30 protein-coding genes and 1 tRNA gene are annotated in these 24,254 nt (G+C 59.6%); 13 read left to right on the forward strand and 18 right to left on the reverse strand.

Annotation, left to right across the window (positions count from 1 at the left end):
- From NQF87_RS05155 to NQF87_RS05165, 3 genes are all read right to left on the reverse strand, one after another.
- Positions 1 to 804 (reverse strand): SDR family NAD(P)-dependent oxidoreductase (locus tag NQF87_RS05155; RefSeq protein ID WP_266127369.1); only part of this gene is annotated, 804 nt, incomplete at its 3' end.
- A gap of 1 nt (position 805) precedes the next feature.
- Positions 806 to 1,312: a DUF192 domain-containing protein gene (locus NQF87_RS05160; protein ID WP_266127370.1), complete on the reverse strand. Its 507-nt coding sequence runs from the start codon at positions 1,310 to 1,312 to the stop codon at positions 806 to 808.
- A 29-nt stretch (positions 1,313 to 1,341) separates the two neighbouring features.
- Positions 1,342 to 1,989 (reverse strand): MBL fold metallo-hydrolase, encoded by a 648-nt coding sequence (locus tag NQF87_RS05165; RefSeq protein ID WP_266127371.1) that lies wholly within the window; start codon positions 1,987 to 1,989, stop codon positions 1,342 to 1,344.
- Between the two features lie 502 nt (positions 1,990 to 2,491).
- Between NQF87_RS05165 and NQF87_RS05170 the strand changes: the two genes are divergently transcribed.
- On the forward strand, positions 2,492 to 3,064 hold the full coding sequence (locus tag NQF87_RS05170) for a CHAP domain-containing protein (protein ID WP_407652011.1): 573 nt from the start codon (positions 2,492 to 2,494) through the stop codon (positions 3,062 to 3,064).
- A gap of 51 nt (positions 3,065 to 3,115) precedes the next feature.
- On the opposite strand, the gene NQF87_RS05175 is transcribed toward NQF87_RS05170, so the two are convergent.
- The 9 genes from NQF87_RS05175 to rfaD form a co-directional block, all read right to left on the reverse strand.
- Positions 3,116 to 3,571: a 23S rRNA (pseudouridine(1915)-N(3))-methyltransferase RlmH gene (locus NQF87_RS05175; RefSeq protein ID WP_266127372.1), complete on the reverse strand. Its 456-nt coding sequence runs from the start codon at positions 3,569 to 3,571 to the stop codon at positions 3,116 to 3,118.
- A gap of 27 nt (positions 3,572 to 3,598) precedes the next feature.
- Positions 3,599 to 4,009: a ribosome silencing factor gene (gene rsfS, locus NQF87_RS05180; RefSeq protein ID WP_407652012.1), complete on the reverse strand. Its 411-nt coding sequence runs from the start codon at positions 4,007 to 4,009 to the stop codon at positions 3,599 to 3,601.
- A complete protein-coding gene (locus NQF87_RS05185; RefSeq protein WP_266127373.1) occupies positions 4,006 to 4,677 on the reverse strand; it encodes a nicotinate-nucleotide adenylyltransferase in 672 nt (223 codons plus the stop codon). The genes rsfS and NQF87_RS05185 overlap by 4 nt, the downstream gene beginning before the upstream one ends.
- A gap of 8 nt (positions 4,678 to 4,685) precedes the next feature.
- A complete protein-coding gene (gene ychF / locus NQF87_RS05190) occupies positions 4,686 to 5,780 on the reverse strand; it encodes a redox-regulated ATPase YchF (protein WP_266127374.1) in 1,095 nt (364 codons plus the stop codon).
- 74 nt (positions 5,781 to 5,854) lie between these two features.
- Positions 5,855 to 6,424 carry an aminoacyl-tRNA hydrolase gene (gene pth, locus NQF87_RS05195; protein WP_266127375.1) on the reverse strand — a complete coding sequence of 190 codons (570 nt, stop codon included), beginning with the start codon at positions 6,422 to 6,424 and terminating at the stop codon, positions 5,855 to 5,857.
- Positions 6,425 to 6,438: 14 nt separating this feature from the next.
- Positions 6,439 to 7,053 carry a 50S ribosomal protein L25/general stress protein Ctc gene (locus NQF87_RS05200; protein WP_266127376.1) on the reverse strand — a complete coding sequence of 205 codons (615 nt, stop codon included), beginning with the start codon at positions 7,051 to 7,053 and terminating at the stop codon, positions 6,439 to 6,441.
- A 109-nt stretch (positions 7,054 to 7,162) separates the two neighbouring features.
- Complete coding sequence (pgeF, locus tag NQF87_RS05205; RefSeq protein ID WP_266127377.1) at positions 7,163 to 7,948, reverse strand: peptidoglycan editing factor PgeF; 786 nt, start codon at positions 7,946 to 7,948, stop codon at positions 7,163 to 7,165.
- On the reverse strand, positions 7,945 to 8,772 hold the full coding sequence (gene lgt, locus NQF87_RS05210; RefSeq protein ID WP_266127378.1) for a prolipoprotein diacylglyceryl transferase: 828 nt from the start codon (positions 8,770 to 8,772) through the stop codon (positions 7,945 to 7,947). Before lgt ends, pgeF begins: the two co-directional genes overlap by 4 nt.
- Positions 8,769 to 9,749 (reverse strand): ADP-glyceromanno-heptose 6-epimerase, encoded by a 981-nt coding sequence (rfaD, locus tag NQF87_RS05215; RefSeq protein ID WP_266127379.1) that lies wholly within the window; start codon positions 9,747 to 9,749, stop codon positions 8,769 to 8,771. The genes lgt and rfaD overlap by 4 nt, the downstream gene beginning before the upstream one ends.
- 152 nt (positions 9,750 to 9,901) lie before the next feature.
- On the opposite strand from rfaD, the gene NQF87_RS05220 reads away from it, so the two are divergent.
- The 4 genes from NQF87_RS05220 to NQF87_RS05235 all read left to right on the forward strand — a co-directional run bounded on the left by NQF87_RS05220 (position 9,902) and on the right by NQF87_RS05235 (position 11,931).
- Positions 9,902 to 10,189, forward strand: a complete 288-nt coding sequence (locus tag NQF87_RS05220; protein ID WP_266127380.1) for an accessory factor UbiK family protein — start codon at positions 9,902 to 9,904, stop codon at positions 10,187 to 10,189.
- 30 nt (positions 10,190 to 10,219) lie between these two features.
- A complete protein-coding gene (gene proC / locus NQF87_RS05225; protein ID WP_266127381.1) occupies positions 10,220 to 11,032 on the forward strand; it encodes a pyrroline-5-carboxylate reductase in 813 nt (270 codons plus the stop codon).
- Between the two features lie 6 nt (positions 11,033 to 11,038).
- Positions 11,039 to 11,785, forward strand: a complete 747-nt coding sequence (locus NQF87_RS05230; RefSeq protein WP_266127382.1) for a TetR family transcriptional regulator — start codon at positions 11,039 to 11,041, stop codon at positions 11,783 to 11,785.
- 71 nt (positions 11,786 to 11,856) lie between these two features.
- Positions 11,857 to 11,931: transfer RNA gene (locus tag NQF87_RS05235), tRNA-Gln, on the forward strand.
- Between the two features lie 115 nt (positions 11,932 to 12,046).
- Here NQF87_RS05235 and NQF87_RS05240 read toward each other — a convergent pair.
- The 6 genes from NQF87_RS05240 to mlaD all read right to left on the reverse strand — a co-directional run bounded on the left by NQF87_RS05240 (position 12,047) and on the right by mlaD (position 17,366).
- A complete protein-coding gene (locus tag NQF87_RS05240; protein ID WP_266127383.1) occupies positions 12,047 to 12,709 on the reverse strand; it encodes a hypothetical protein in 663 nt (220 codons plus the stop codon).
- A 513-nt stretch (positions 12,710 to 13,222) separates the two neighbouring features.
- The gene (locus NQF87_RS05245) at positions 13,223 to 15,268 is read right to left on the reverse strand and encodes an NAD(+) synthase (protein ID WP_266127583.1); all 2,046 of its coding nucleotides are present in this window, start codon (positions 15,266 to 15,268) and stop codon (positions 13,223 to 13,225) included.
- Between the two features lie 58 nt (positions 15,269 to 15,326).
- Positions 15,327 to 15,860, reverse strand: a complete 534-nt coding sequence (locus NQF87_RS05250) for a disulfide bond formation protein B (RefSeq protein ID WP_266127384.1) — start codon at positions 15,858 to 15,860, stop codon at positions 15,327 to 15,329.
- A gap of 35 nt (positions 15,861 to 15,895) precedes the next feature.
- Complete coding sequence (locus tag NQF87_RS05255; protein WP_266127385.1) at positions 15,896 to 16,549, reverse strand: DUF2155 domain-containing protein; 654 nt, start codon at positions 16,547 to 16,549, stop codon at positions 15,896 to 15,898.
- Positions 16,546 to 16,794, reverse strand: coding sequence for a hypothetical protein (locus tag NQF87_RS05260; RefSeq protein WP_266127386.1), 249 nt, complete (start codon positions 16,792 to 16,794; stop codon positions 16,546 to 16,548). The genes NQF87_RS05255 and NQF87_RS05260 overlap by 4 nt, the downstream gene beginning before the upstream one ends.
- Positions 16,791 to 17,366, reverse strand: a complete 576-nt coding sequence (gene mlaD, locus NQF87_RS05265) for an outer membrane lipid asymmetry maintenance protein MlaD (RefSeq protein WP_407652013.1) — start codon at positions 17,364 to 17,366, stop codon at positions 16,791 to 16,793. The genes NQF87_RS05260 and mlaD overlap by 4 nt, the downstream gene beginning before the upstream one ends.
- 259 nt (positions 17,367 to 17,625) lie before the next feature.
- Here mlaD and NQF87_RS05270 point away from each other — a divergent pair, with 259 nt between their 5' ends.
- From NQF87_RS05270 to NQF87_RS05305, 8 genes are all read left to right on the forward strand, one after another.
- Complete coding sequence (locus NQF87_RS05270; RefSeq protein WP_266127387.1) at positions 17,626 to 19,125, forward strand: TSCPD domain-containing protein; 1,500 nt, start codon at positions 17,626 to 17,628, stop codon at positions 19,123 to 19,125.
- 124 nt (positions 19,126 to 19,249) lie between these two features.
- Positions 19,250 to 19,609: an AtpZ/AtpI family protein gene (locus tag NQF87_RS05275; RefSeq protein ID WP_266127388.1), complete on the forward strand. Its 360-nt coding sequence runs from the start codon at positions 19,250 to 19,252 to the stop codon at positions 19,607 to 19,609.
- The gene (locus tag NQF87_RS05280) at positions 19,587 to 20,336 is read left to right on the forward strand and encodes a F0F1 ATP synthase subunit A (protein ID WP_266127389.1); all 750 of its coding nucleotides are present in this window, start codon (positions 19,587 to 19,589) and stop codon (positions 20,334 to 20,336) included. The genes NQF87_RS05275 and NQF87_RS05280 overlap by 23 nt, the downstream gene beginning before the upstream one ends.
- Before the next feature lie 55 nt (positions 20,337 to 20,391).
- On the forward strand, positions 20,392 to 20,619 hold the full coding sequence (locus NQF87_RS05285) for an ATP synthase subunit C family protein (RefSeq protein ID WP_018979931.1): 228 nt from the start codon (positions 20,392 to 20,394) through the stop codon (positions 20,617 to 20,619).
- Between the two features lie 11 nt (positions 20,620 to 20,630).
- Entirely contained in the window at positions 20,631 to 21,215 is a 585-nt protein-coding gene (locus NQF87_RS05290; RefSeq protein ID WP_266127390.1) for a F0F1 ATP synthase subunit B family protein, read from the forward strand.
- Complete coding sequence (locus NQF87_RS05295) at positions 21,205 to 21,705, forward strand: F0F1 ATP synthase subunit B family protein (protein ID WP_266127391.1); 501 nt, start codon at positions 21,205 to 21,207, stop codon at positions 21,703 to 21,705. The genes NQF87_RS05290 and NQF87_RS05295 overlap by 11 nt, the downstream gene beginning before the upstream one ends.
- 24 nt (positions 21,706 to 21,729) lie before the next feature.
- Positions 21,730 to 22,464, forward strand: a complete 735-nt coding sequence (locus NQF87_RS05300; protein WP_407652014.1) for a glycosyltransferase family 2 protein — start codon at positions 21,730 to 21,732, stop codon at positions 22,462 to 22,464.
- A gap of 90 nt (positions 22,465 to 22,554) precedes the next feature.
- Positions 22,555 to 24,228 (forward strand): ArnT family glycosyltransferase, encoded by a 1,674-nt coding sequence (locus NQF87_RS05305; protein ID WP_266127393.1) that lies wholly within the window; start codon positions 22,555 to 22,557, stop codon positions 24,226 to 24,228.
- The last annotated feature ends 26 nt before the right edge of the window (positions 24,229 to 24,254 follow it).

Raw genomic sequence — 24,254 nt, forward strand, 5'->3', positions numbered from 1 at the left:
TCCCAGTGAGCCTTCTAGGCACCGAACAAGATCACCAACCGAACGGGGTTGACCATACCCTATGTTGAAAAGACGACTGTCTCCCGCCCCGGCTGGTGCGTCCATCAGCTGAAGAATCGCCTCGGTCACGTCATCAATATAGGTGAAATCCCGTGCCAGACCGTCCGCATCCCAGAGCGTAAGAGGCCGCCCGTCCCGGATGGCTCTGGCAAAGCCATAACAGGCCATGTCAGGACGACCCAACGGACCATAGACCGTAAAGAACCGCATCCCCGTCTGCGCGAAACCATAAAGATGACTGTAGGTCTGCGCAGTCAGCTCATTCATGCGTTTGGTCGTGGCATAGAAAGACGCCTGCTCTCCCACCGGCACGGCCTCAGAAAAAGGGAGCGGTGCCGAAGGGCCATATACGGCAGAAGACGACGCATAAAGAATATGCCGCAGCTGCGACAGGGACCGGCAGGCCTCCAGCAGGCTGACCTGCCCCTCTATGTTGTCCTCTATATAGGCATGAGGATTCAGGCGGGACTGCCGCACCCCGGCCCGCGCCGCAAGATGCAGCACCGTATCAATATCCGGATGTTCTGCAAACAGGGCTGTCAGCAGAGCCTGATCACGGACATTCCCCCTGACGTAATGAAACTGCGGCTGTCCCTGCAATGAGGCAAGGCGCAGGGACACCATCTCCGGGGCGGACTGCTCACTGTCGAGTCCCACGACAGTCCAGCCACGGGCCAGCAGGGCACGGGCCATATGAAACCCGATGAACCCCGCTACCCCCGTCACAAAAACAGTACGGGGCACCTCAATGCACTTCACCAGGCAGGGCACTGGATGTGATCCGGTCTCCCACGACCAGTCCCAGCCTTTCCGTGGTTCCCGCCGGCAGCTCCAGCACGGCACGCACCGGCCCATGACTGCTGATGATGCCTTCACTCAGGGGCGTAGTGTGTTCCTCGATGGCATGAATGCGATTCTGTTCATCTATGAAGACCATGTCCAGTGAAACAAAGGTGTTCCGCATCCACATGGCGGACTCCTGCGGTGCAGGCCAGACAAACAGCATACCGTGATCCGGTGCGATCTGCTTCCGGAACATCTCGCCCACTTCCTGCTGATGCGGTGTCCTCGCCAGTTCGACCGTAAATACATGCCCGTGCCCTGCCTGATCGGTAATGGTCAGGGACGCCTCCGGCAGAGGGGGCTGGGCCTCCGCAATCGTCTCTTCAGCGTGAGCTGACACAACCCCGGAAACGGCACTGACCAGAGCAAGACTCCCCAACAACAGACCCCACTGACACCATCTTTTCATGTTCATCTCCTTCCCGGATCAGCCGTATTTCAACGCTGAAAGGCCGGATTGCACCGGCGTTCTTCCCCTATGGTGGTGGGAAGGCCATGCCCTGGCAACACCACAGTGTCATCCGGCAGAATGAAAAGTCTATTCCGGATGCCATCCAGAAGCTGCTGTTCATTCCCATAAGGGAAGTCAGTCCGCCCCACCGTGCCCCGGAACAGCGTGTCCCCGGCAATGACAAGCCCCGCCTGCCGCAGGATGAACACCACATGACCGGGCGTATGACCGGGAACATGTGCCACTTCAATCTCATGCCCCAGCAGGGGCAGGATATCACCATCCTCAAGGAACCGATCCGGAATGACACTCTTCATGCCGTTCAGCCCAAGTGAGGCTGCCTGCTCCTCAATCCGTTCCAGCAGAAACAGGTCATCCCTGAGTGGACCGATGACAGGAACCTCGCCTTCCTGCCGAGCCGTCAATAATACCTTGAGATCAACAGCTCCGCCTGCATGATCCAGATGCCCATGTGTCAACAGGATGGCCTCAATATGCAGTCCTCCCGTTTCATGTGCAATGCGTAGACTTTCCCCACCAGGATCAACAACTATCGCCCTTCCGGACGGATCGGACAGAATCGTGCAATTCTGCCGAATCGGCGTGACAGTTACTTTGCGGAGGATCAATTTCATGGCAGCGTCCACATTCAGAGTGATAATAAATAATTGATTTACAATTCCATCTTCCATCCGGCAAGAAATCGGAAAGATGGGACATTTTCTACAATAGTCCTAAAAATATCAGATACAAAACAGCAAAATAAACAGATATCTTTTTCATGCTCATACAATTTCACATCCCCATTATCCCTTACCTAAACACTCAGCTATTGTTTTTATACGTTAACAGTTTTCTCAAAGAGAAAGCATTCGAAAAACCATATTGCAGAATGATGTATATTTCCTGATATTAAATCTTGTTCAGGTGTCATCCTTCCTGAAAGGCCAATATTTGTCTTGTCAGTCCCCTCTGCCTTCTGATAGTTTCCGGCGACTACTGAAAGAGTAAGATCCATTTCGGTCAATTAGGATGGGAAGATGTATCATGCGCCGTAACGGGAAACGGTTATTTCTATCGTGTCTGATGTTTTCTGCGGCGGCATTGTGCGCTCCCAAGGCTGAGGCACGGCATCCCGTGCGGCACTCCAGCCGTCTGGTCAAAGGTGCCCACTCCCTGCACAGGCATTCCCGCCACGGCCATGCCCATGTCATCCAGTGCGTGGCCTACGTTCATCAGAACACGGATTTCCAGATCCGTGGCAATGCCCGTGACTGGTGGCGCAATGCCGAGGGCACCTATGCCCGTGGCCAGCAGCCGGAAGTCGGGGCTGTACTGAGCTTCCGTGCAACACGGCGTATGCCGCTGGGGCATGTCGCCGTTGTCAGCCAGAAAATTGACAGCCGCACCATCATGATCAACCAGTCCCATTGGATTTCCAACGGGATCACCCACAACACCCGTGTCGTGGACGTCTCTCCTGAGAATGACTGGACTGCCGTACGTGTCGCCCTTCCGCATGATGGCCGTCTGGGCAGCATCTACCCGACATACGGCTTCATCTACAACCGCCAGGAAGGCGTCACGCCGGTTCCCAGAAGCGTCCATAACGTGGTAGCTCGTGGGAAAGCCAGTGACATGGAAACAGCCACCATCCCGGCTGATTCCAACTTTTTCGGAGATGAGGCTCCCAGCCGTTCCCTCCAGTAATTTTCAGGCTGGAGTAAACGCCTGCCTGCCGTAAAGCCGGACTGTTCCGTTTCAGGGGCGTCCGGCTTTATGGTATGGATGACCTGTCTGGATGGCCTGCGCCCGGAAAAGCTGTTCTGCCAGCATGACCCGGACGAGCATGTGCGGCCATGTCAGTTTCCCCAGTGAAAAGACAGCATCAGCCCGCTGGATGACAGCGGCATCAAAACCTTCTGCACCACCAATCATGAAACAGACGGGGCGGCCACTTTCCTGCCATCCCTGCAACCGGGATGAAAAAGTCAGACTGTCCACCAGCCTACCACCTTCATCCAGTGCCACAAGAAACGTATTCTCCGGACAAGCAGCCAGAAGAGCTTCAGCCTCCCGCCGTTTCAGCTCGGCCGGGGCACCCCGGCCCTGAGGCACTTCCACAATCTCAAGTTTCGGACGCAACCGGGAACAGTAACGGTCCAGCAGGTCCCGTTCCGGCCCCGCTTTCAGTTTCCCTACGGCGATCAGCTTCATCAGGAAGCCCGCGCGCCCTTCACCATCTTACTCAACGGTGATTTCTTCCGCAGCACCCTCAAAATCACCGCCCCACATGCGCTCAAGCGCATAAAGCTCCCGGCTCTCGGGCATGAACAGATGAACCACCACGTCGCCGGCATCCATCAGGACCCAGTCACTCCCCTGATCCCCTTCAATCTGCGGGCGGGCAAGATTCTCTTCTTTCAGGCGGCGTTCAAGATGCTGGGCCATGGCGGAAATCTGACGTTCAGAAAGACCGGACGCAATGACCATACGTTCGGCAAACCCGGCACGGCCTGTCAGGTCCAGCACGACAATGTTCTCGGCCTTGTCCTCATCCAGACTTTCCGTGATGACGGACAGAAGACGGGCCAGCTCTTCCTCACTACGAGGGGCGGAAGCGGGGATTTCAGTCGCGTTGATGATGGCTTTCACTCCTGATCGACAGACGGGCGGAACAGCCCTTTTTGACGCAAAGCAGTCGACGATATGTCATTCTGAGGCGCAGACAGGAATGCCCATCCCGGCCCATTCTTGTTCTCTAGCAGAAGAGAGGCCGCCCTTCCATCATGACGATACCGGCGCAGGACGGAACTGGCCCGCCCCCGGAGGGCCGGTATGATGCTCCCCGGCCGGGGCAGGACAGCTATCGGCACGAGCCGTGCCAGCCGCTGCCATGCCCGCCAGCGGGAAAACTGGGCCAGCCCATCCGACCCCATCAGCCAGATGAAACGACAGTGAGGGAAACGCTGCTGGAGCATGGCCACGGTCCTGACCGTGTAACGCTGCCCCAGCTTCTGCTCTATGTCCGTGGCAATAATGCGCCGCCCGTCCGCCAGAGCCTGTGCCGTTTCCAATCGTCGGGAGAAAGGGGCCATGCCTTTGCGAGGTTTGAGCGGATTCCCCGGTGACACCATCAGCCAGACCTGATCCAGCTTCAGGCTCGACAGTGCCTTGCGGGCAAGCTGGATATGCCCCTCATGCGCCGGATTGAATGAACCACCCAGCAGACCAATGCGCATCCGGCGTCCATCCCCGAACCGGGACGCCGCAGCCCCCAGCGGAGTCGCCGGGGGCTTACGAAGGGAAGACTGTCCCTTCATGGGCAAAGTCAGACGTTGAAGCGGAACAGCAGGACATCACCATCCTGCACGACGTAATTCTTGCCCTCGACACGCAGCTTACCTGCTTCACGGGCACCCGCCTCACCCCTGTACGTCACATAGTCATCATAAGCGATGGTCTCACAGGCGATGAAGCCCCGTTCAAAGTCATTATGAATGACGGCAGCGGCCTGCGGGGCTTTCGTCCCCGCCGTGATCGTCCAGGCACGGGTCTCCTTCGGACCAACCGTGAAATAGGTCTGAAGCCCCAGCAGGCGATACCCGGCGGCAATCACACGATCCAGACCGCTATCCTTCAGACCAAGGCCATCCAGAAACTCCGTCCGTTCTTCCGCATCAAGCTGACTGACTTCAGCCTCAATGGCCGCAGATACGATGACGGCACCGGCACCTTCCGCCTCGGCCCGCTTGCGGACCTGCTCGGAATAATCATTGCCCGTGGATGCGGCAGCTTCTTCAACATTGCAGACATACAGGACAGGCTTGGTCGTCATCAGCTGGAGACGGGCGGCCTCGGCCTCCCTGCCCTCCGGAACAGCCGTACGGGCCGGTTTGCCCTCACGCAGAGCAGCCAGCAGCGGCTCCATGAGTTCCAGCTGTTCCTTGGCCTCACGGTCATTGCCACGGGCACGCTTCTCCAGCCCGACCTTGCGGCGTTCCAGACTGTCTAGATCAGCCAGCATCAGCTCCGTCTCGATGATGTCCGCATCACGCACGGGGTCCACACCACCTTCAACATGGGTGATGTCATCATCCTCGAAGCACCGCAGAACGTGAATGATGGCATCCACCTCACGGATATTGGCAAGGAACTGGTTACCCAGACCTTCCCCCTTGGAAGCCCCACGCACCAGCCCGGCAATATCCACGAACTCAAGGCTGGTCGGCACGATGCGCTGGGAGTTGCCAGCCTTTGCCAGAACCTCCAGCCGCTCATCCGGCACGGCCACCCGCCCGGTATTCGGCTCGATGGTGCAGAACGGATAATTGGCGGACTGGGCCGAGGCCGTCTGCGTCAGTGCATTGAAGAGGGTGGACTTGCCGACATTGGGGAGGCCGACGATCCCGCAATTGAACCCCATTCGCTCTCTCCCCTTTCTGTGTCCTGCCGGTCTGTCTCATCTCTCGCAGCCGCAGGCCTGTTGGTTCTCTATGTTCAGTTCCGCCGCAGGGCCGTCTTCGTCATGAAGGCTTCATGCTCACCCTGCGCCAGAAGCGGCGTGGCATCCGCCATGTCATCCAGCCACAGCTCCAGCTCCGGCCGTTCCGTGCTGGAAAAATCCCCCAGCACATGGCCATGCACCTTCTCACGACTGCCCGGATGGCCAATGCCCAGGCGGACACGCCAGTAATCAGGGCCGGGAAGGGCTTTGTCCATGGAGCGCAGACCGTTATGTCCGGCAGCCCCACCGCCCCGCTTGACCCTCATCTTCCCGAAAGCCAGATCAAGCTCATCATGAAAGACGGTGATCTCATCCTGTGGAATCTTATAGAAACGTGCTGCCTGCTGCACACTGTCACCAGACAGGTTCATGTAGGTCAGTGGCTTGAGCAGAAGAATTTTCTGCCGCCCGACCATACCTTCCGCCGTTTCCCCACGAAAACGCTTGCGCCACGGGCCGAACCCGTGGCGCGCAGCAATCGCATCGACTGCCATGAAGCCGATATTATGCCGGTTGCGGCTCATTGATGTGCCCGGATTACCGAGTCCGACCCAGAGCTTCACAACCGTAATATCCCTTACTTGGCCTCAGCAGCTTCCTCGGAAGCATCCTCGGATTCTTCATCCACCGTCGGCGGTGCGATGGAAGCAATCACGAAGTTGGGGATATGCAGGGTCGGTGTGGAATGTTCCGTACCCTGAAGGTCATCCCAGCGCACGTTGTCGTTGATGTCCAGCTTGCTGAGGTCAACCGTGAAATGCTCCGGAATGTTCTCGACCGGCACTTCGACGTCAACGGAGTGACGGGCGATGTTCAGCACGCCGCCACGCTTGATGCCAGGGGCCTCGTCTTCACCCGTGAAGGTGATGCCAACCTGGACATGCACGCTCTGGCCAGGCACCAGACGCAGGAAATCAATGTGGATCGGGGCATCGGACACCGGATGGAACTGGATGTCACGAATCAGGGCATGGACCTGCTCACCACCAATGCTGAACTGGTACAGGCGGGAGTGCCACGCACCACGGTGCAGCTCCTTCATGATGATGCGGGGGTCGATGGAGACCAGAGCCGGCTCCTTCTTGCCACCATAAACCACGCCCGGGACCATGCCCTCACGACGTGTTGCGCGCGCTGCCCCCTTACCTGCTTTGGCGCGCTGGGAGATCTCCAGTGTCGTTACTTTCGCCACGTTATACGCTCCTGCGTTCTGAAATTGTCATGCCCAACCGGCCTCCAGGGGTGCCGGATGGTTGCCCCGCCCTAGCGGAAAAAAGCGGAAAAGACAATTTTTTTATCCGTCAGCCCGTCCGCCCCGCACGGATGACGGAGACCTGACGGCCCGTCCGTGCATCCCCCTTCAGCGTCGCCCGGCGATGACTGAAGAACTGCTCATCCGCCAGCGTATCATGGCCTGTCCATTCCGCCTTCACGCCCAGCCTTTCCAGACGGGACAGGCAGAAAGCGGGCAGATCGAACTGACAGTGGCCATCCCGTGCCGCAGGCACGAAGAAGCGGTCCCCCTCCGGGTGCCGCTCCAGCACGGCCCGGCGCATGTCCCCGCCCACCTCGTACGAGGCCGGACCAATGCAGGGACCAACCACAGCACGGAGTCCCTCAGCCCCCAGCAGGCGCATCTGCTCCACGGTCTGCTCCAGCACACCTCCCACGGCTCCACGCCAGCCCGCATGGGCAGCCCCGACAATCCGGCCATCATCAGAAGACAGCAGCACAGGGGCACAGTCCGCCGTGGCCACACCCAGAGCCACCTCCGGACAGTCCGTCACCAGCGCATCCCCTGCCGGGAGGACCTCATGACCATCCGTATGGGACCAGACCTCCTGCCCGTGCCGCAGCACATGCACATCCGCTCCATGAACCTGCCGGAGAGCAACAAAATGTTCCGGCTCCACCCCCACGGCAGCCGCCATCCGACACCTGTTCTCCTGCACGTCTTCGGGCTGGTCCTGCGTCCCCAGCCCGCCATTGAGCGTCTCATAGGGAGCGGCAGACACCCCGCCATGCCGGGTGAAGAAGCCATGCCGGACGGGCAGCAGCGACGACAGAAAGAACGGAGGCTGTATCATTCTGTAATCCAGTCTGTAGCCCGGGCGGGGCGACGGAATGCGTAGATCATGAGGCCAATCCCGGCCAGGGCCATCGGCAGGCAGAGAAGCTGCCCCATCGTGACCCCTCCTGCCAGGAAGCCGATATTGTCATCCGGCTGGCGGAACAGTTCACAAAAAGCCCGGGCACAGGCATAGCCGAACAGGAACAGCCCGGAGAGGAACCCGGCCCGTGACCGGAGGGCAGGACGGCTCACGGCCAGAAGCAGCACGATCAGGAGCAGCACACCTTCCGTCAGGGCTTCATAAAGTTCGGAAGGGTGTCGGGGTTCCGGTCCGACAGCCGGGAAGATCATGGCCCACGGCACGGCACTGGCTACCGGCCGCCCCCAGAGTTCCCCATTGATGAAATTGGCACACCGCCCCAGAGCCAGCCCGATCGGCACCACCACCACGATCCGGTCCGAGAAGGCCAGAAAGTTCAGTTTCCGCCGCCATGTGAACAGGGCAAGCGCAATGATGACACCTGCCGCTCCCCCATGAAAGGACATGCCGCCCTTCCATGTGGCAATGATTTCCAGAGGATGGGACAAGAAAAAAAGAGGCCGATAGAACAGGACATAGCCCAGCCGTCCCCCCAGCAGCACACCCAGCACCGCATAAACGAGGAAATCATCCACTGCCAGTCTTGAAGCCACTTTCGGGCCAAGCTGAACCAGTCTGCGGGCCAACGGCAGGGCAATAACGAAAGCCGTGATGTAGGCCAGGGCATACCAGCGCACCACCAGAGGCCCAATCTGGAAAGCGACCGGGTCCAGCCCCGGAAAAACGAGCGGATGTGTCACAGATACGGCCTTCCTGACGCCAGATACTCCTGAATGTAACGGCTGATCCCTTCCTCCAGCGGCGTGAAAGGTGCCGTATAGCCTGCTTCGTGCAGGGCACTCATGTCAGCCTGTGTAAAAGACTGATACTGTCCCTTCAGGCTCTCCGGCATCGGCACATACTCGATCTCTGCCGGACAGCTCGCTGCGGCGCAGACAGCCCGTGCCAGAGATTCATAAGTCCGGGCCTGCCCCGTCCCACAGTTGAACAGGCCACTGACAGAGGGATGATCCAGCAGCCAGAGCAGGACATTCACAACATCCCCCACCCAGATGAAATCACGCTTCTGCTGGCCATCAGCAACGTCAGGCCGGTCCGACTGGAACAGACGCACGGGGCTGCCCGTCATCAGCTCATCATATTTCACCTTGATGACCGAGATCATCCGGCCCTTGTGATATTCATTGGGGCCATAGACATTGAAGAATTTCAGGCCTGCCCACTGGGGCGGGGCCGGTTCTCCCGCCTCCACCGTCCGTTTCACCCAGAGATCAAAAGCCTGCTTGGACCAGCCGTAGAGATTGAGCGGCTGGAGATCATCAATGCTGCCCAGCCCGTCCACGAACAGCTCCGGCCTGTCCGCTGCCCCATAGGTGGCGGCGGACGACGCATAGAGGAACGGCACTTCATGTTCCGCACACCACCGCCAGAGCTGCTGGGACAGAGTGACATTGCTCTGCCAGACCAGATCACCGTCCCGGGCCGTCGTCTCACTGATGGCCCCCATATGGATGACGGCGTCCACCCCCCTGGCCGTCTCCAGAAACGCTGAAAGCTCATCGGGCGGCACGATGAGATGGGACGGATGGGTGGCAAGATTGCGCCACTTCCCCTGATCGTGAAGATAATCCACAATGACTGTCCGCCGCCCCTGCCGGAACAGGGCCTGCTGTACACATGAACCAATAAATCCGGCTCCGCCGGTGACGATAATCATTCTTCCTGTATAGTCTGGCAGAAAGCAGCTTCCAACAGGAAGAACGCAGGAACGGGGGACAACTGGTTGACAGACCCGCTCCCCGTTCTGAAAGAGTCGGAACGGAAAAAACATGTCCGTTCTCAATGCCGAATGTTCAGGAGTGTGTAATCATGGCCTTTCGCCCCCGTTTCCTTGATGATCTGACCGGCCTTGCCGGGACGGCCTTCTCTGCCGCATCCGGCCTGCGAGAGGAGGTCCATACACTCATCCGCAGCCAGATCAGTGAAGTTCTCTTCTCCCTCAATCTCGTCCGCCGGGATGAGTTCGATGCCGTGCAGGAGATGGCCAGCCGTGCCCGGCAGGAACAGGAACAGACCGAACAGCGCATCAAGGCCCTGGAAGCCCGGGTAGATGAACTGGAACAGACACTGACCGCCCCAACACCCTCACAGCACTGACCTTCCCCAGAAACACGGAGACCCTGAATCATGACAGCTCCCACTCTTCTTCTTGTTGGCTGCGGCAAAATGGGCGGTGCCCTCATGCGGGGCTGGGTCAGCAGCCCGAACCCGCCACGCATCTTCATTCTGGACCGGAAACTCCAGGACGCCCCGGCTGGCAGCACCATCTTCCGCACGCCTGAAGAAATTACCGATGACGTCACACCGGACATCATCATTCTGGCCGTCAAACCGGCTGGTGCCGAAGCCATGCTGAAAGCCCTGAGACAGGTTCTGGGCGCACGGATGGACAAGGCCGCCCTGCTTTCTGTCATGGCGGGCAAGAGCTGCGAAAAACTGGCCGAATGGTGTGGCCGGGCCGACATGCCCATCATCCGCACCATGCCCAACACGCCCTCCAGCGTGGGCGCAGGCAGCACGGGGCTTTATGCCTCCCCGCATGTCAGCCGGAAACAGAAGGAACTGGCCATCCGCCTGATGGAACAGGTCGGTGCCGTTGTCCCTGTCCCGCATGAGGAAGACCTGCGGTCCGTCATTGCCATTGCCGGTTCTGCTCCAGCCTATGTTTTCCTTCTCGCCGAGCTTCTGGAGAAAACGGGACAGGAGCTGGGACTTGAAAAACAGGCTGCCCGCACGCTGGTCCGCAGCATGATCTACGGCGTTGGCAAGATGCTGCATGAACTGCCGGACGAAGCCGAAACCCTGCGGAAGAACGTCACCAGCCCCAATGGCACGACTGCCGCTGCCCTGAATGTCTTCATGGCAGAAGAAAACTGGCCCCGTCTGGTCCCGCTGGCCGCTGAAGCCGCCATCAGGCGTTCCCGTGAGCTTGATGACTGAGAACTGATGCAGGCAGCTGCACTGGAAACAGGCACCTGCCTGCACCATCTCAGCGGTACCGCACGGACAGGGACGGAAACAACCATCATGAACGCTGACCATCACGACCCGTTTTTCGACAGAACCATGATCGAGGCCACCCTCCAGCTCGCCCGGGACCAGGGCTGGCACAGGGTATCCCTCGTTGATGCTTCACGTGAAGCAGGGCTGCCGCTCCAGCAGGTCCGACAGCGTTTCCCGTTCAAGTCCATGATCCTGCTGCGGCTGAGCCGCCAGATTGATGATGCCACCCTCTGTAGCGCAAGCTATGGCACGACCGTCCGTGAACGGCTGTTCGACCTGCTCATGCGGCGTTTTGATGCCATGCAGGATTACCGCCCCGGTATCTGCGCCATGATGCAGGCTCTCCCCCGTGACCCGGCACTGGCCGCTTTCCTCGCCGGAACGACCATGGAAAGCCTGCGCTGGATCGCTGATTCAGCAGCACTGGACCGTCACGGTCTTGGTGGCATGGTACGGCTCAACGCCCTTCTGGCCGTCTGGTCCAGAACACTCGTCAGCTGGGAAAAGGACATTACGCCCGATCTGGCAGACACCATGCAGACACTGGACAAGGCCCTGGCCCGTGCCGAACGGATGGGACTGCTGAAAGAATCCACCCTTCCCGAACCGTCCGAACCTACCCCGGATGAAGGGGGACTGCCCGACCATGTTGTTCCCGAAGACAGCGAAAATGAAAACAGGCTGTCCTGAAGTCCCCGTATAAAAAATACTGGCCCTCTCTTTACCCTTTTCATAGTTCGGGATAAGAAGAGGGCCTGTGTTGGGGCGTAGCCAAGCGGTAAGGCAGCGGATTTTGATTCCGCCATGCGGAGGTTCGAATCCTCCCGCCCCAGCCAGAAAAATTCCCTAGAAAATTGCCGTAATAAAAAACGCCGCCCCGACTAGGAAACGGCGTTCTATCCACACTGTAGTATTAAGGTGTTTCCCGCCCCATGAAGGAGCGGGTGACCATCAGAACTTCTGGAAGTCCTTGGGCTGGAGGTGCTCCTGGTTAAGGAAGGTGATCTGGCCCTGATTGTTCGGCAGGTCGATCGTGGTGTTCCCACCCTTGACGGTCTGATGCTCGAGCATCTGACCGATCTGCTCGTCAGTTGCCTTGAGGCCAACCTTGTTGCCCGCAGCCTTGCCGAAGTCAGTGATCGTGTAATGACCACCCTGGTTGTTGAGGAACTGGAACAGGTTGGGTGCACCACTACCACCACTCAAGGTTGCACCAGCGTCACCACCACCATTGATCGTGTTATGTACGGTAATCGTGTCAGAGGCCGTACCACCCTTGATGGTGTCCCCAACCCCGGCAAATGCCTGAAGGGACTGATGGGACTTGGAGGCATCAAACAGGATATGATCCGGATTCTGCGCCGTGCTCTGGTGGTCCGTCGTGAACACGCTCTTCCCGCCCACACCCGGACGAGTATAGTGGTAGACACTGTTCGGCGTACCGTAGATGGTCGCATTGTTCCCGACAGAGCGGGTGTTGGACCCCACGCCACCGAGGAAGCTCAGCGTCCCGCCGAGGGAAAGCTGGTTCGTGTTGTTGCCGGCGGCAGAAATGGTGTCCTGCCCCCCCAGAACCGTCGCCTGCGAACCAGTAATCGGTGTCTCATCTGCCATACGAACTTGGATTGATCCGTTACTCGAATCAGATGGAGAGCTAACCCGCCCCCCTGCCACTCCAGAGCCTGAAGCAGCCACCATAGATGCAAAAGACGTCGAAAACAGCGAATTCAGATCCTCGGCTCCCTGAGTGGGGACGCTGACGGGATACTGATGCTGCTGCCCTCCAGAAACAGTTACGATAGCCAAGAGACTTCACCTTAAAATACAGCGTTAATCACACTCGACCAAACAGGCAAAACAGTCACCCTCCTCTACAGAAGGGCTTCCATCTCCTTTAATTTCTATTCAAAAGCACGAAAGCCATCAGCTTCCCCACTCCTTTAGGTCGAAACCGGCACACATCCACGATAACCTCGAAAGCCGTCGCAGACAAAACCCAACAAGAGTCAGCAGAACCTACATAACTCTCGTCATAGATGTAACTAATAGTTTTCAGAATCACAACAAATTTATAATTTTTCTTCTAAATGCAGAAACTTAGGCAACGCACCCCTCCGAAAAATTTTTCTAAAGCTGGTAAGAGTTGATAAATAAGGACCCCAGCCTGTCCAGTGCGGCAAGCCAGAGCGTGGCCGTCCCGTCAGACGGTGCCCGCCAGTCTCCACGAGGAGACAGACTTCCGCCCGCCACCACTTTCGGTCCGTTGGGCATGGCCGAACGCTTGAACTGACTGGTAGCAAAGAAACGCCTCATGAACAGGCGCATCCAGTGAATGATGGCAGGCAGATCATAGGCAACCCTGTCCTGCTCCGGGTAATTCAGGGGCCAACTCCCAGTCCCAGCATCCCGCCATGCATGAAACTGAAGAAAAGCTATCTTTTCAGGGGCGAATCCATGACGCAGGACATAATAGAGCGTGAAATCCTGCAAGGAATAAGGACCGATCACCTGCTGGGTACTCTGTACCCCCTGCCCCTGATCAGGCACCAGCTCCGGTGAAATCTCCGCTGCAACGATCTTCTCAAGAACAAGGCGGACACTGGCCGAGAAACTGTCATCATGTCCCGCGGCCCAGCGGATGACATGCTGGATCAATGTCTTGGGCAGACCGGCATTCACATTATAATGGGCCATCTGGTCCCCGACACCATAGGTACACCAGCCCAGGGCCAGCTCGGACATGTCCCCCGTGCCGATCACCAGCCCCTGATGATGGTTGGCCAGACGGAACAGAAAGTCCGTCCGCAGACCTGCCTGCACATTCTCGAATGTCACGTCATAGACCGGTTCGCCACGCCCGTAAGGATGGTCGATGGCTGCCAGCATGGCCTGTGCCGTGGGCCGGATGTCCAGCTCCCCGGCACTGACGCCCAGACTTTCCATCAGGCCATGCGCCATGCCAAGGGACTCGCCTCCTGTCGCAAAGCCCGGCATCGCCCTGGCCAGAACACGGCTCCGCTCCCACCCCAGACAGTCTGCCGCCTTGACGGCCACCAGAAGAGCCAGCGCACTGTCCAGGCCGCCCGACACGCCAATGATCATGGTTCTGGCATGAGCGGCCCTCAGCCTCTGGCACAGGGCCTGAACCTGAATGTTCCAGGCTTCCCGGCAGTCCTGCTCACAGAGTTCAGGGCGGGCCGGAACGAAGGGGAAGCGGGGCACATCCCGCATCAGCCCCCAGTCTTTCATCTCCGGCTCCAGCGCAAGGCGGATCCGCCGGAACCGGTCTCCACCGGATGGCGTGAAATAACCGCTCTGGAGTCGCTCCTGCCGCAGACGGTCAAGGTCGACATCCGCCATGATCATGGCTCCCTGTCGAGCAAAACGGTCTGAACTGGCCAGACAGTCTCCGGCTTCATACAGCAGAAGCTGTCCATCCCAGGACAGGTCCGTCGTGGATTCCCCTTCACTGGCCGCCGCATAGAGATAGGCACTGACAGTCCGCATGGACTGCGCCCTGCAGAGCAGGGCACGATGCTCTGCCCGCCCGACCGTCACGGGCGACGCCGAAAGGTTGGCCAGCACGGTGGCCCCAGCCAGGGCCAGCGCACCGCTCGGCGGCTGCGGCACCCAGAGGTCTTCACAGATTTCCACACCCAGCGTCAGGCCGGGAACGTCCTCCACTTCAAACAGCAGGTCCGTACCGAAGGGCACCGCCTGCCCACCCAACATGATGGTCCCTGAACAGCCCTGACCACTGGTGAAATGCCGGGGTTCGTAGAACTCCCGATAACGGGGCAGCATCGTCTTGGGCACGATGCCCAGAACCCGGCCCCGATGAAAAACCGCCGCACAATTATAGAGGCTGTCCCCCCAGCGCACCGGCAGCCCGACAATGCCGACCGTCATCAGATCAGCCGTCTGCGCCACCAGGGCCAGCAGGGCCTCCTGCGCCCCCTCCAGCACCACCTGCTGGAAAAACAGGTCCTCCAGCGTATAGCCTGTCAGACCGAGTTCCGGAAACACGGCAACTGCAACACCCTGCGCATGACACTGCTCCAGCCACTCCCGCACGATTGCCGCATTTTCATGCGGTTCAGCCAGTGTGATGGGTGTCGTGCAGGCCGCAACACGGGCAAAACCCTGCCGATACAGACACAGGAACTCAGACAGGGACACGACGGCCTCCTTTTCCTCGAATCATCGTCACACCCACCAGCATGGAAACGGCCTAGGCCTTCACCCCGTTCCTGCGCACGAAGCGGAACAGCCTGCGTGTCTCCATGACTGCCAGACAGAAAATCAGGACGGCATAGAGCGCAGACAGGCTCGTCATCGAAAGGGGCAGGCCAAAAGGATAATCCGGCAGGTCACAGGGTTTTGCCGGACGGGACGGCAGATGGGCCATCCAGTCCGTAAAGCCATGCCCTTCCACAAGAGCGGCATGACACTCAGCGGCAGGGCTGGGCCACAGGCCCTGCTCCACACCCACATGCATGACCCCCAGACCAATGCTGACCAACAGGCAGGCCAGACCGGCCACGGCTGCCCAGCGGGCATAGCGGGGCGACAGGACCAGAGCCAGGACACCAATCCCCAGCAGAACCCGCCACGGCCCCCGCTCCCACAGGCACAGTTCACACGGAACCATATGAAGAAGCGTCTCCGCTCCAAATACGACCAGGAACACCAGCAGGGCAGACAGGATGAACAGCCCGCCAATCCGCCAGACAGCCCGGATCTGCCGCTTGTCGGTAAACAGCATTCACCTTCTCCTCTTCAATCCTCATCCACCCTGTTTCAGTGCAGGACGGTTGCCCCCTGCTGTGGCTGCGGTGCAGGCAATGGTGATGCCGGAGGCAGCAGGGACGTCGGTCCGGATGAACCGGCTCCCTGTCCTGCATTGCCCGATGCCCCGGGTGCCAGCATCACCGGCCCATGCTCTTCATCCGCCTCAACATGCGGTGCCATGATGGCGGGCAGTTTGGGCGGCACCGGAGCGGGCAGCGGACCGGCCATCGGCTCGACCTTATCCCCATCACAGGAAACAGGCTGCACATCATGCAGGGCACCTGCATAGGCTCCCAGAGCCGGATCATCCGTGAACATCCAGCCTTCAAACGGCGGGCTGCCGGAATCCTGATTTTCTTCAATCTTCAGCAAAACCGCCGTCTGGGCGGGGAGGCCATCAGGCCTCTGAAGGCACCGCTCCAGCTGGAGGGACAGGGGGCCATAAGTCACAGCCTCCCCGACATGCAGCGGCACAAGCTCCACATGAGAATCCAGCCGCCGCATGATCCGCAGCACGGCACCATTCCGCCCCTGCCATGTATTGGCCGGATAGGTCGCCGGAGGGGCCACCCCCCTGACACCCTCAGCATGGAGGGAAGCCGTCATGCCCCCCACAAGCCCCGCCAGACAGGGCAGGGCCAGAAAGACCTTCCTGATCCTCATTCCGCATCTCCCTTTTCGGCTGGCCCTCTGCCTCCGGCATCTGCCAGTACGTCCCCCAGAAGCCACTCCATGCGCTGACGGAGACAGTCCGGCCCCACATCCATGAGCAGGGCATCAGCACAGGCCTCCTGCATCACCTGCCGCAGCTCCGCTTCATTGTCCCGCAGAACCCGCAGCTTGCCCGTGCAGCTTATCGGCTGACCGTCCCGGTCCAGCCAGTCCTGCGCCTCAGGAGGCCGGGTCACTGTCCTGCCGGCCCCCCGCCCGGTGGCGGTTCTGCCACGGAAGAGGGCGGAGCAGACGCATCAGCCTGCGGAGCCGCCTTTTTCTGAAGCGTGTCCGTGACGGAAAAAATGAATTTGCTCAGCAGCTGCTCAAGGCTGATGGCCCCCTGCGTCTCGCTGATGGTTCCGCCGGATTTAAGCAGGGCCGTATCCCCCCCTGGTGTCAGGGCCACATATTTGCCCCCCAGCAGGGAATCCGACGTGATGACCGCTCCACTGTCCACAGGCAGCTGAATGTCCGGAGAAACGGAAAAAACGATATTGGCCTGAAAGTTATGCGGGTCCACCTGCATGCTCTGCACATGCCCGACCGTCACGCCCGCCAGACGGACATCAGACCCCACGCTCAGCCCGTCAATATGCCCGAAAGATGCATGAAGCGGGTACCCCTGATCCTGCGGATGCTGCCGCCCGACAAGAGCCAGCACGATCAGTACGGCCAGCACGGCCGCCGTCACCAGCCCGACCAGCAGTTCCATCCGGTCCCGTCCGGCCCGTCCTGCTGCGATATTCCCGGCATTGTCCGAAGCCATGAACGCATCCTTCTCACGCTGTTGACCCACCATGCAGTCACGTCCCTAACGCTCTAGCGGACTCCGCCCTTCACGTCCAACCTCCTGCACGACAACCGCCACTTTTTCTTCTGTCCTGTCAGCAGGGCAGTTATCCCCCATATCCCCATTCTTTCGCCTGTTTATGCCCGTTATCCCCCCCTGATGACGGTTCCATAGCCTTCCCTTCAGTACTAGACTCGACATCATGAAAGCGCATCTTCACTGGAATGGCGTTCATATGAGAACGCTTCAGACGAGCACAGACCCCGACAGCACAGCCCTGCGTGCGGTCACCCTTCCTTCTGTCTGGAGTGATGATGCCGCCCAGGCCCTCACCCAGCTCTCTCCGGCAGAAGGCGGGCCTGTCCGTCTTGCCAGCGAGGCCGCACGCTGGGTGGAGCTGATTGATTCCACACCCCGGCTGCCCCATGACACACAGGATACCCCATCAGTCGGGCGCAGCCTGTCCTGCCTGCTGCTCATGCAGCAGATGGCCCCCAATACAGCCCTCTGGCGCAATGAGCCGGACGGGCAGCCGGGTTTCATCATCCGTCTCTCCGGTTTCGTTCAGGATGGCCTGTTCGCCACGGAACATTTCGCCGCCTGCCTGAAACTGGCCTGCGACAGCCTGCGCCGGCTGGAAGCTGCACGCCGTCCCTATCGCAGCGGTGACCTGCCCCTCTTTGATGAACCCGCCCCCTTCAGCAACAGTGACGGCCCCGCCGGCCTCATCCTGCTGACGGACCTTGATGCCTGCCTTGCCGCTCTGGGGCTGGATTATGACAGCGATAACGGCCGCCATGTCGCCACTGCCATCAGCCGGTTCACCCGGCTGGTTGCCCGTGCTGGCACGGCCCTCCCGGAAGCGGCCTTCAGCTGCCCGCAGGCTCCGAACATCGAGCAGGCGGCCATTGCCATCAGTGCCGCCACCCAGTCCCTGACAGGCCTGGCCATGATTGAAACGGGTTTCTCATCTCCGGGAACAGTCGATGCGCTGCTGGATGTGGAAGCCTGCGGGCTGGGGCCAATCTTCTCTCTGGTCAATGGCCGTGGAGGGCTTCGCACCTCCACGCTGAACCGTCTGGCTCACAAAGGCCTCTCCCCGGAAGCCGCCCTTGCACTGGCCCTGGAGGGCCAGCCCCCGCTTCAGCCCGCCGGAGCCGAAGCCCATGCCCGGATGCATGAAGCTGTCCTCCCCTTCTGCGATCACCTTCCGGCCCTCCCGGAGCCGGAAACGGATGACCTGAAGGAAAGGCTGGGCCGTGGGGTCCGCCGCCCTCTGCCCATGCGGCAGGGAGGCTTCAGCCAGCGCACGTCCATTGGCGGGCATCGCCTTTTCATGCGGACAGGTGAATATGAGGATGGCACCCTTGCTTCCCTCTCTCTCGCTCCTCCCCGTGAAAGCCCAATGGCCCGTGGCCTGATGGACTGCTTCAGCCAGGCCGTCAGCATCGGCCTCCAGTTTGGCGTCCCTCTGGACGTGTTTGTCGAACAGTTTGCCTATTCCCGTTTCGGAGCCTGCGGCACCGTGGAAGGCGACGATGTCGCCAGCTATGCAACCTCCATGCTGGACTACGCCTTCCGTGCCCTGTCAGACGCCTATCTGGGTCAGAGACTGCCCGATGCCCCTGCGGACTCTAGCGAGAAACAGCTCGAAGCTCCCATGCTGCCCTTCGACCCGGAACAGGACGGCCCTTCTTCCCGCCCCAGGAACCGCAGGCTGCGCCTTGTGGGCTGAAACGGGCCTGCCCCGGATACGTCAGGGAAAGCGTTGACAGGGCTGGAACACCCTGTCTAGCTAGGGCTGTCCGGTAGGGACGTTGCCCCGTAACCTGAAAACGGGGCCGGTGGGGTATTGCAGCGTGACTGATGACGACACGACCAGACGTAGCCAGTTTGACCAGCGTCTTGCCCGGCTGGAGCAGAAAGTGGCCCCACGGAAAGCCTCTGCCGGAAAGACGGGCCTGTCTGACCAGTCCTCCCTCGGTGTGGCCTTCCGCATTGCCAGTGACATGATTGCCGGTATTGCCGTCGGCCTGGGCATTGGCTATGAGCTTGACCGATGGACAGGATACAGGCCTGCGTTTATAATTACGTTCGCCATGCTTGGAATGGCGGCCGGCCTGCGGAATGTCTGGCGTGTTGTGAATGTGATGGATGCCCCTGAAGACGGGGCACAGAAAAACGGGAGAAGCCAGCGTGGCCAGCGGATCGACGATTGACGCGCTCGGACAGTTTGAGCTGCATCCGATTTTTGGTTCCTTTGGTGAGGCCCTGAGATTTTCCCAGGCCCCGCTGTACATGGTGATCAGCTCAGCCGTCGTGCTGGCGTTCCTCTATGTCGGCATGAAACCGAAAGCCGTCGTCCCCGGTCGCCTGCAGGCTGCGGCAGAAGTCAGTTACGACTTTGTTCATGGTCTTGCCGTTGACACGATCGGCGAAAAAGGAACTTCCTTCTTCCCGTTCATCTTCGCTCTCTTCTTCTTCATTCTGGCGGGCAACTATATCGGTCTCCTGCCTTTCTCCTATACATTCACCAGCCACATCGCCGTGACCTTTGCGCTGGCAATCACGGTGTTCATCATCTGCATCCTGACCTCCCTGCGTTTCCAGGGCATGAGCTTCTTCAAGCATTTCATGCCGGAAGGTGCCCCGGTGGCACTGTCTCCCATTCTGGTTCCCATCGAGATTCTGTCCTACATTTCCCGTCCCATCAGCCTCTCCATCCGTCTCTTTGCCAACATGGTGGCCGGACATGTGCTGCTGGAAGTTTTCGCAAGTTTCACGATCATGCTTGCCGGTCTTGGAGTTGTCGGCGATGCGCTGGCTGTTGCTCCGCTTGTGCTCAACATCGCACTGACGGCACTTGAGCTGCTGGTAGGGCTGCTACAGGCTTATGTCTTTGCCATCCTTACCTGCATTTACCTGCGTGAGGCTGTTGATCACTGAGTGATCCCCGCCTCCACGTTTCTCTCTCTGCCCTGTTCTTAAAGGAACCTGAACCATGGATCTTCTTCATCCCGCTCGTGAGATTGGTGCCGGTCTTGCCGTGATTGCTCTCGCCGGTGTCGGTGCTGGTATCGGCAACATCTTTGCCGCCCTGGTGAACTCCATCGCCCGCAACCCGGCTTCCCGCCCGCACGTGTTCGGTCTGGGCATGCTCGGCTTCGCCCTGACAGAGGCCATTGCCCTTTTCGCCCTGCTGATCGCCTTCCTTATTCTCTTCGTCTGAGGGCAGGAGCAATGCGCCTTACGCCCCGTTTCCTCCTGTCTGCCGCCGCCCCTCTTGCGGCCTTGCCGGGCCGGGCCGTGGCGGAAGGCATGCCCCAGCTCCACTTCAAGGACCCTCTGCTGCAGGGGCAGGTGGTCTGGGGTGCCATCATTTTCATCATCTTCTACCTGCTGCTGAGCCGCTCCGCCCTCCCTCGGGTGGCGGATGTCATCAAGGCACGTGAGACACGCATCCAGAGCGATCTGGACCTTGCCCGCCGTGCCCGCAAGGACGCTGATCAGGCACAGAAGGAACTCTGCGAAGCACGGGAAAAAGCTTCCGAGGATGCAAACGCAACCATCCAGAGCATCCGTGAAACGACCAGAGACGCCATCCGGGTTCAGGCAGAAGAGACGGCCGCCCGTCTGGAAGCCGAAATCAAGAATGCCGAGGCTCAGATCATTCTCTCCCGCAACAATGCGCTGAACAGCATCAATGAGGTTGCCTCCAGCACCGCCGTGACTCTGGCAGAACGCCTCATCGGCACTGCTGACCAGAAGGCCATTGCCGCCGCTGTTGAACGCGCCCATGCCGCAGGAGCCGAGCATGTTTCATGAACCCCGTGTCTGGACAGCCATTGCCTTCGTCCTGTTTTTTGTCATCTTCGGCCGCAAGATATGGGGGGTAATTGCCTCCAAGCTTGACGAGCGTGCCAATGAGGTCCGCAAGAATCTGGATGAAGCCACACGTCTGCGTCGTGAAGCTGAACAGATGCTTGAAGATTCCAAACGTGACCACAAGCGGGCACAGGAAGAGGCTCAGCAGCTCATTGCCAAATCCAACGAAGCTGCTGAACAGATGCGGGCCCAGGCTGAGCGTGATGCGGCTGACATTGTCGCCCGCCACGAGAAGATGGCCCGTGAGCGCATTGAAGCTGCCGAGAAAATCGCCCTGCGTGACATCCGCCGTCAGGCTGCCGCTCTGGCCCTGACAGCCACGAAAGAGGTTCTCAGCAAAAAGCTGGAAGAGGATCAGGACCTCGCCAGCAGGCTCATCAATGAAGGGCTGAAAAATCTCCCGCAGGCTTTTGGTGACAGAGCTGCGTAATACGGCGCCATGACAGCCAGTAAGATGCACAGTCCCTTACTGGCTATTGTCGTTTCCGTCCTCAATGAGGGCGAGAACATCCTGCCCGTCTGTACGGAAATCCGCACGGCCCTGGCCGCCCTTCCTCCAGCGGAAGTCATCTTCGTGGATGATGGCAGTACGGATGATACCCTCCAGAAATTGCAGGAAGCCCGCCGCACCATTCTCCCGGAGCTGCGCATCCTTGTCCATCCGGACTGTCTGGGCAAATCCACGGCTCTGCGCACGGCCATCCGTGCTGCCCGTGCCCCGTGGATTGCAACAATGGATGGTGATGGACAGGATGATCCAGCCTTCATCAGCACCATGTTTGATGCTGTCCAGACGTACGGGAATGCTCCCGTCCAGCCGCTGGTTGTCGGCATCCGTCGCAAACGCAGGGACCGGCTCTCCCGCAGGCTGGCCACACGGTTTGCCAACGGGCTGCGCCAGCGTCTTCTGAAAGATAACTGCCCCGATACAGGAGGACCTCTCAAACTGTTCCAGCGGGACCTGTTTCTGGCCCTGCCCCAGTTTGAAGGCCTGCATCGCTTCATTCCCGCTCTGATGAAAAGCTATGGTGCCCCGCTGATCTGCCTTGAAACGCGGCACCGTGCCCGTCTTCATGGTCAGTCCAAATACACCAACCTTCACCGTGCCCTTGTGGGCATCCGGGACATGCTGGGCGTTCTCTGGCTACAGAAGCGGACCCGTCGGCCACCATCCCTGACCGAACTCTGAAGAGTCCCGGCCGGTCCGGCCTGCTGACTTCCTGCATAGGACCTGGCATTACATCCGCATCTGTCCCCTCCAGTCTGAAGCGGGGTATCCGTGATTCTTTCCTTCCGTCATTATGCCCTGCTGGCCGTTCTGGCGTTCCTGCTTGTCCTGCCGGGACGCATCAGCCTCCCACCGCTCGACCGGGACGAACCTCGCTACATGCAGGCCACGGCCCAGATGCTTTCGTCAGGCAATTTCCTCGACATCCGCTTTCAGGATCAGCCCCGCTATCTCCAGCCTGCGGGCATTTACTGGCTGGAGGCCGGAGCCGTAAAAGCCGCAGAGATCGTCACGCAGGATTCCAGCCTCCTGCATAAAAGCTGGCCCTATCGTATTCCGAGCCTGCTCGCCTCCACGCTCAGCATCATCCTGACAGCATGGATTGGTGCCCGCCTCTTTGGCGGAGCAGCTGGCCTGCTTGCGGCTGGCCTTCTGCTGGTCGCCCCCCTCTTTGCCGCAGAAAGCCGGATGGCGACCATTGATAGCGTCCTGCTTCTGGACATTCTCTGTCTTCAGGCCCTGCTGCTCCGGCATTTTGACGACATGAGAAAAGGACGGGCCACACCATGCCGCTACAGCATCCTTTACTGGTGTGCCCTTGGCGGTGGGCTGATGCTCAAAGGTCCCGTCGTGCTCATTCCGGCACTGGGAACCCTTGCCACTCTCTGTATCTGTCTGCGCAGCATTTCCCTCCTGCGGCAGTTACGGAGCAGCGGGGGCTGGCTGCTCAGCCTGCTCATTGTCCTGCCATGGTGCCTGGGGATCACGCTTATCAGTCATGGTGAATTCTTCCGTCGGGCCGTAGGACACAACCTGCTGGGCAAAATCACTCATGCCCAGGAAACACACGGCTTCCCTCCCGGCTATTACCTGCTCCTGTTCCTGCCCGCTTTCTGGCCGGGTGCCTTCTCGGCAGTACGGTCTCTCCCGCTGCTCTGGCAGCGGCGCATGACGCCTGAAGTCCTCTTCCTCCTCTGCTGGATCATCCCTCACTGGATCATCTTTGAGTGCCTCGCCACCAAGCTCCCCCATTACGTGCTGCCCACTTACCCGGCCATCGCCATCCTGACTGCTGCCAGCCTGTCCCGCTGGTCCATCACCCCCTTGCGGTCCCTCTGGGCCAGACTGGGCATCGGACTTTATGCCGTACTCTGGATCATGGCCGGGCTGGCCTTCTGTACTGCCGGCCCCATCCTTCTTTACAGGATGGAAGGTCATTTCTTCGCAAATGCTCTTCTGCCCGTAGGCGGCAGCCTGCCCCTGCTCCTGCTGGCAGGCTGGCTCTTCTGGAAACGGAAAGGACGGGATGGCGTTTTCTGTGCCATAGGCGCAGCCCTGCTGACCGAAATGGGCATTTTCCTCTGCGTCATCCCCCATCTGGCAAGCATCCAGCTTTCACCCCGCATTGCCACCAGCTTTGAACAGATGCGCCCCTGCCATGACAGCGTACTGATCTCCCCCTCCTACAGGGAGCCAAGCCTCATCTTCCTTACGGGGGGCACGACCCGTCTGCTCTCCCACATACAAGCCGCCCGGAGCCTGCATGACCATGCACGCTGTGACCTCGCCCTCGTGGACCAGAAAGATGACGCCACATTCAGAAAAGAACTGACACGCCTTGGAACAGAAAGCATTCTCTATGACCAGTTCGAAGGCCTGAATTACTCAAATGGCCATCACCTGCACCTCAGACTCTACGCCAGCAGTACGGCCCCTGCACCGTGACCTGATTTTCATGCTTCAATGTTATG

This window comes from Bombella dulcis (assembly GCF_026385505.1).
Classification (GTDB): domain Bacteria; phylum Pseudomonadota; class Alphaproteobacteria; order Acetobacterales; family Acetobacteraceae; genus Bombella; species Bombella dulcis.

What these genes read in the sequence shown, in the direction of transcription:
- NQF87_RS05290 (WP_266127390.1), top strand. Translation starts at nt 20,631, where the DNA reads ATGCGCCTTACGCCCCGTTTCCTCCTGTCTGCCGCCGCCCCTCTTGCG.
- NQF87_RS05270 (WP_266127387.1), top strand. Translation starts at nt 17,626, where the DNA reads ATGAGAACGCTTCAGACGAGCACAGACCCCGACAGCACAGCCCTGCGT.
- rfaD (WP_266127379.1), bottom strand. Translation starts at nt 9,749, where the DNA reads ATGATTATCGTCACCGGCGGAGCCGGATTTATTGGTTCATGTGTACAG.
- pgeF (WP_266127377.1), bottom strand. Translation starts at nt 7,948, where the DNA reads ATGATACAGCCTCCGTTCTTTCTGTCGTCGCTGCTGCCCGTCCGGCAT.
- NQF87_RS05255 (WP_266127385.1), bottom strand. Translation starts at nt 16,549, where the DNA reads ATGAGGATCAGGAAGGTCTTTCTGGCCCTGCCCTGTCTGGCGGGGCTT.
- ychF (WP_266127374.1), bottom strand. Translation starts at nt 5,780, where the DNA reads ATGGGGTTCAATTGCGGGATCGTCGGCCTCCCCAATGTCGGCAAGTCC.
- NQF87_RS05285 (WP_018979931.1), top strand. Translation starts at nt 20,392, where the DNA reads ATGGATCTTCTTCATCCCGCTCGTGAGATTGGTGCCGGTCTTGCCGTG.
- NQF87_RS05300 (WP_407652014.1), top strand. Translation starts at nt 21,730, where the DNA reads ATGCACAGTCCCTTACTGGCTATTGTCGTTTCCGTCCTCAATGAGGGC.
- NQF87_RS05295 (WP_266127391.1), top strand. Translation starts at nt 21,205, where the DNA reads ATGTTTCATGAACCCCGTGTCTGGACAGCCATTGCCTTCGTCCTGTTT.
- NQF87_RS05250 (WP_266127384.1), bottom strand. Translation starts at nt 15,860, where the DNA reads ATGCTGTTTACCGACAAGCGGCAGATCCGGGCTGTCTGGCGGATTGGC.
- NQF87_RS05165 (WP_266127371.1), bottom strand. Translation starts at nt 1,989, where the DNA reads ATGAAATTGATCCTCCGCAAAGTAACTGTCACGCCGATTCGGCAGAAT.
- proC (WP_266127381.1), top strand. Translation starts at nt 10,220, where the DNA reads ATGACAGCTCCCACTCTTCTTCTTGTTGGCTGCGGCAAAATGGGCGGT.
- NQF87_RS05160 (WP_266127370.1), bottom strand. Translation starts at nt 1,312, where the DNA reads ATGAAAAGATGGTGTCAGTGGGGTCTGTTGTTGGGGAGTCTTGCTCTG.
- NQF87_RS05175 (WP_266127372.1), bottom strand. Translation starts at nt 3,571, where the DNA reads ATGAAGCTGATCGCCGTAGGGAAACTGAAAGCGGGGCCGGAACGGGAC.
- NQF87_RS05230 (WP_266127382.1), top strand. Translation starts at nt 11,039, where the DNA reads ATGCAGGCAGCTGCACTGGAAACAGGCACCTGCCTGCACCATCTCAGC.
- NQF87_RS05185 (WP_266127373.1), bottom strand. Translation starts at nt 4,677, where the DNA reads ATGAAGGGACAGTCTTCCCTTCGTAAGCCCCCGGCGACTCCGCTGGGG.
- NQF87_RS05220 (WP_266127380.1), top strand. Translation starts at nt 9,902, where the DNA reads ATGGCCTTTCGCCCCCGTTTCCTTGATGATCTGACCGGCCTTGCCGGG.
- NQF87_RS05240 (WP_266127383.1), bottom strand. Translation starts at nt 12,709, where the DNA reads ATGGCAGATGAGACACCGATTACTGGTTCGCAGGCGACGGTTCTGGGG.
- mlaD (WP_407652013.1), bottom strand. Translation starts at nt 17,366, where the DNA reads ATGGCTTCGGACAATGCCGGGAATATCGCAGCAGGACGGGCCGGACGG.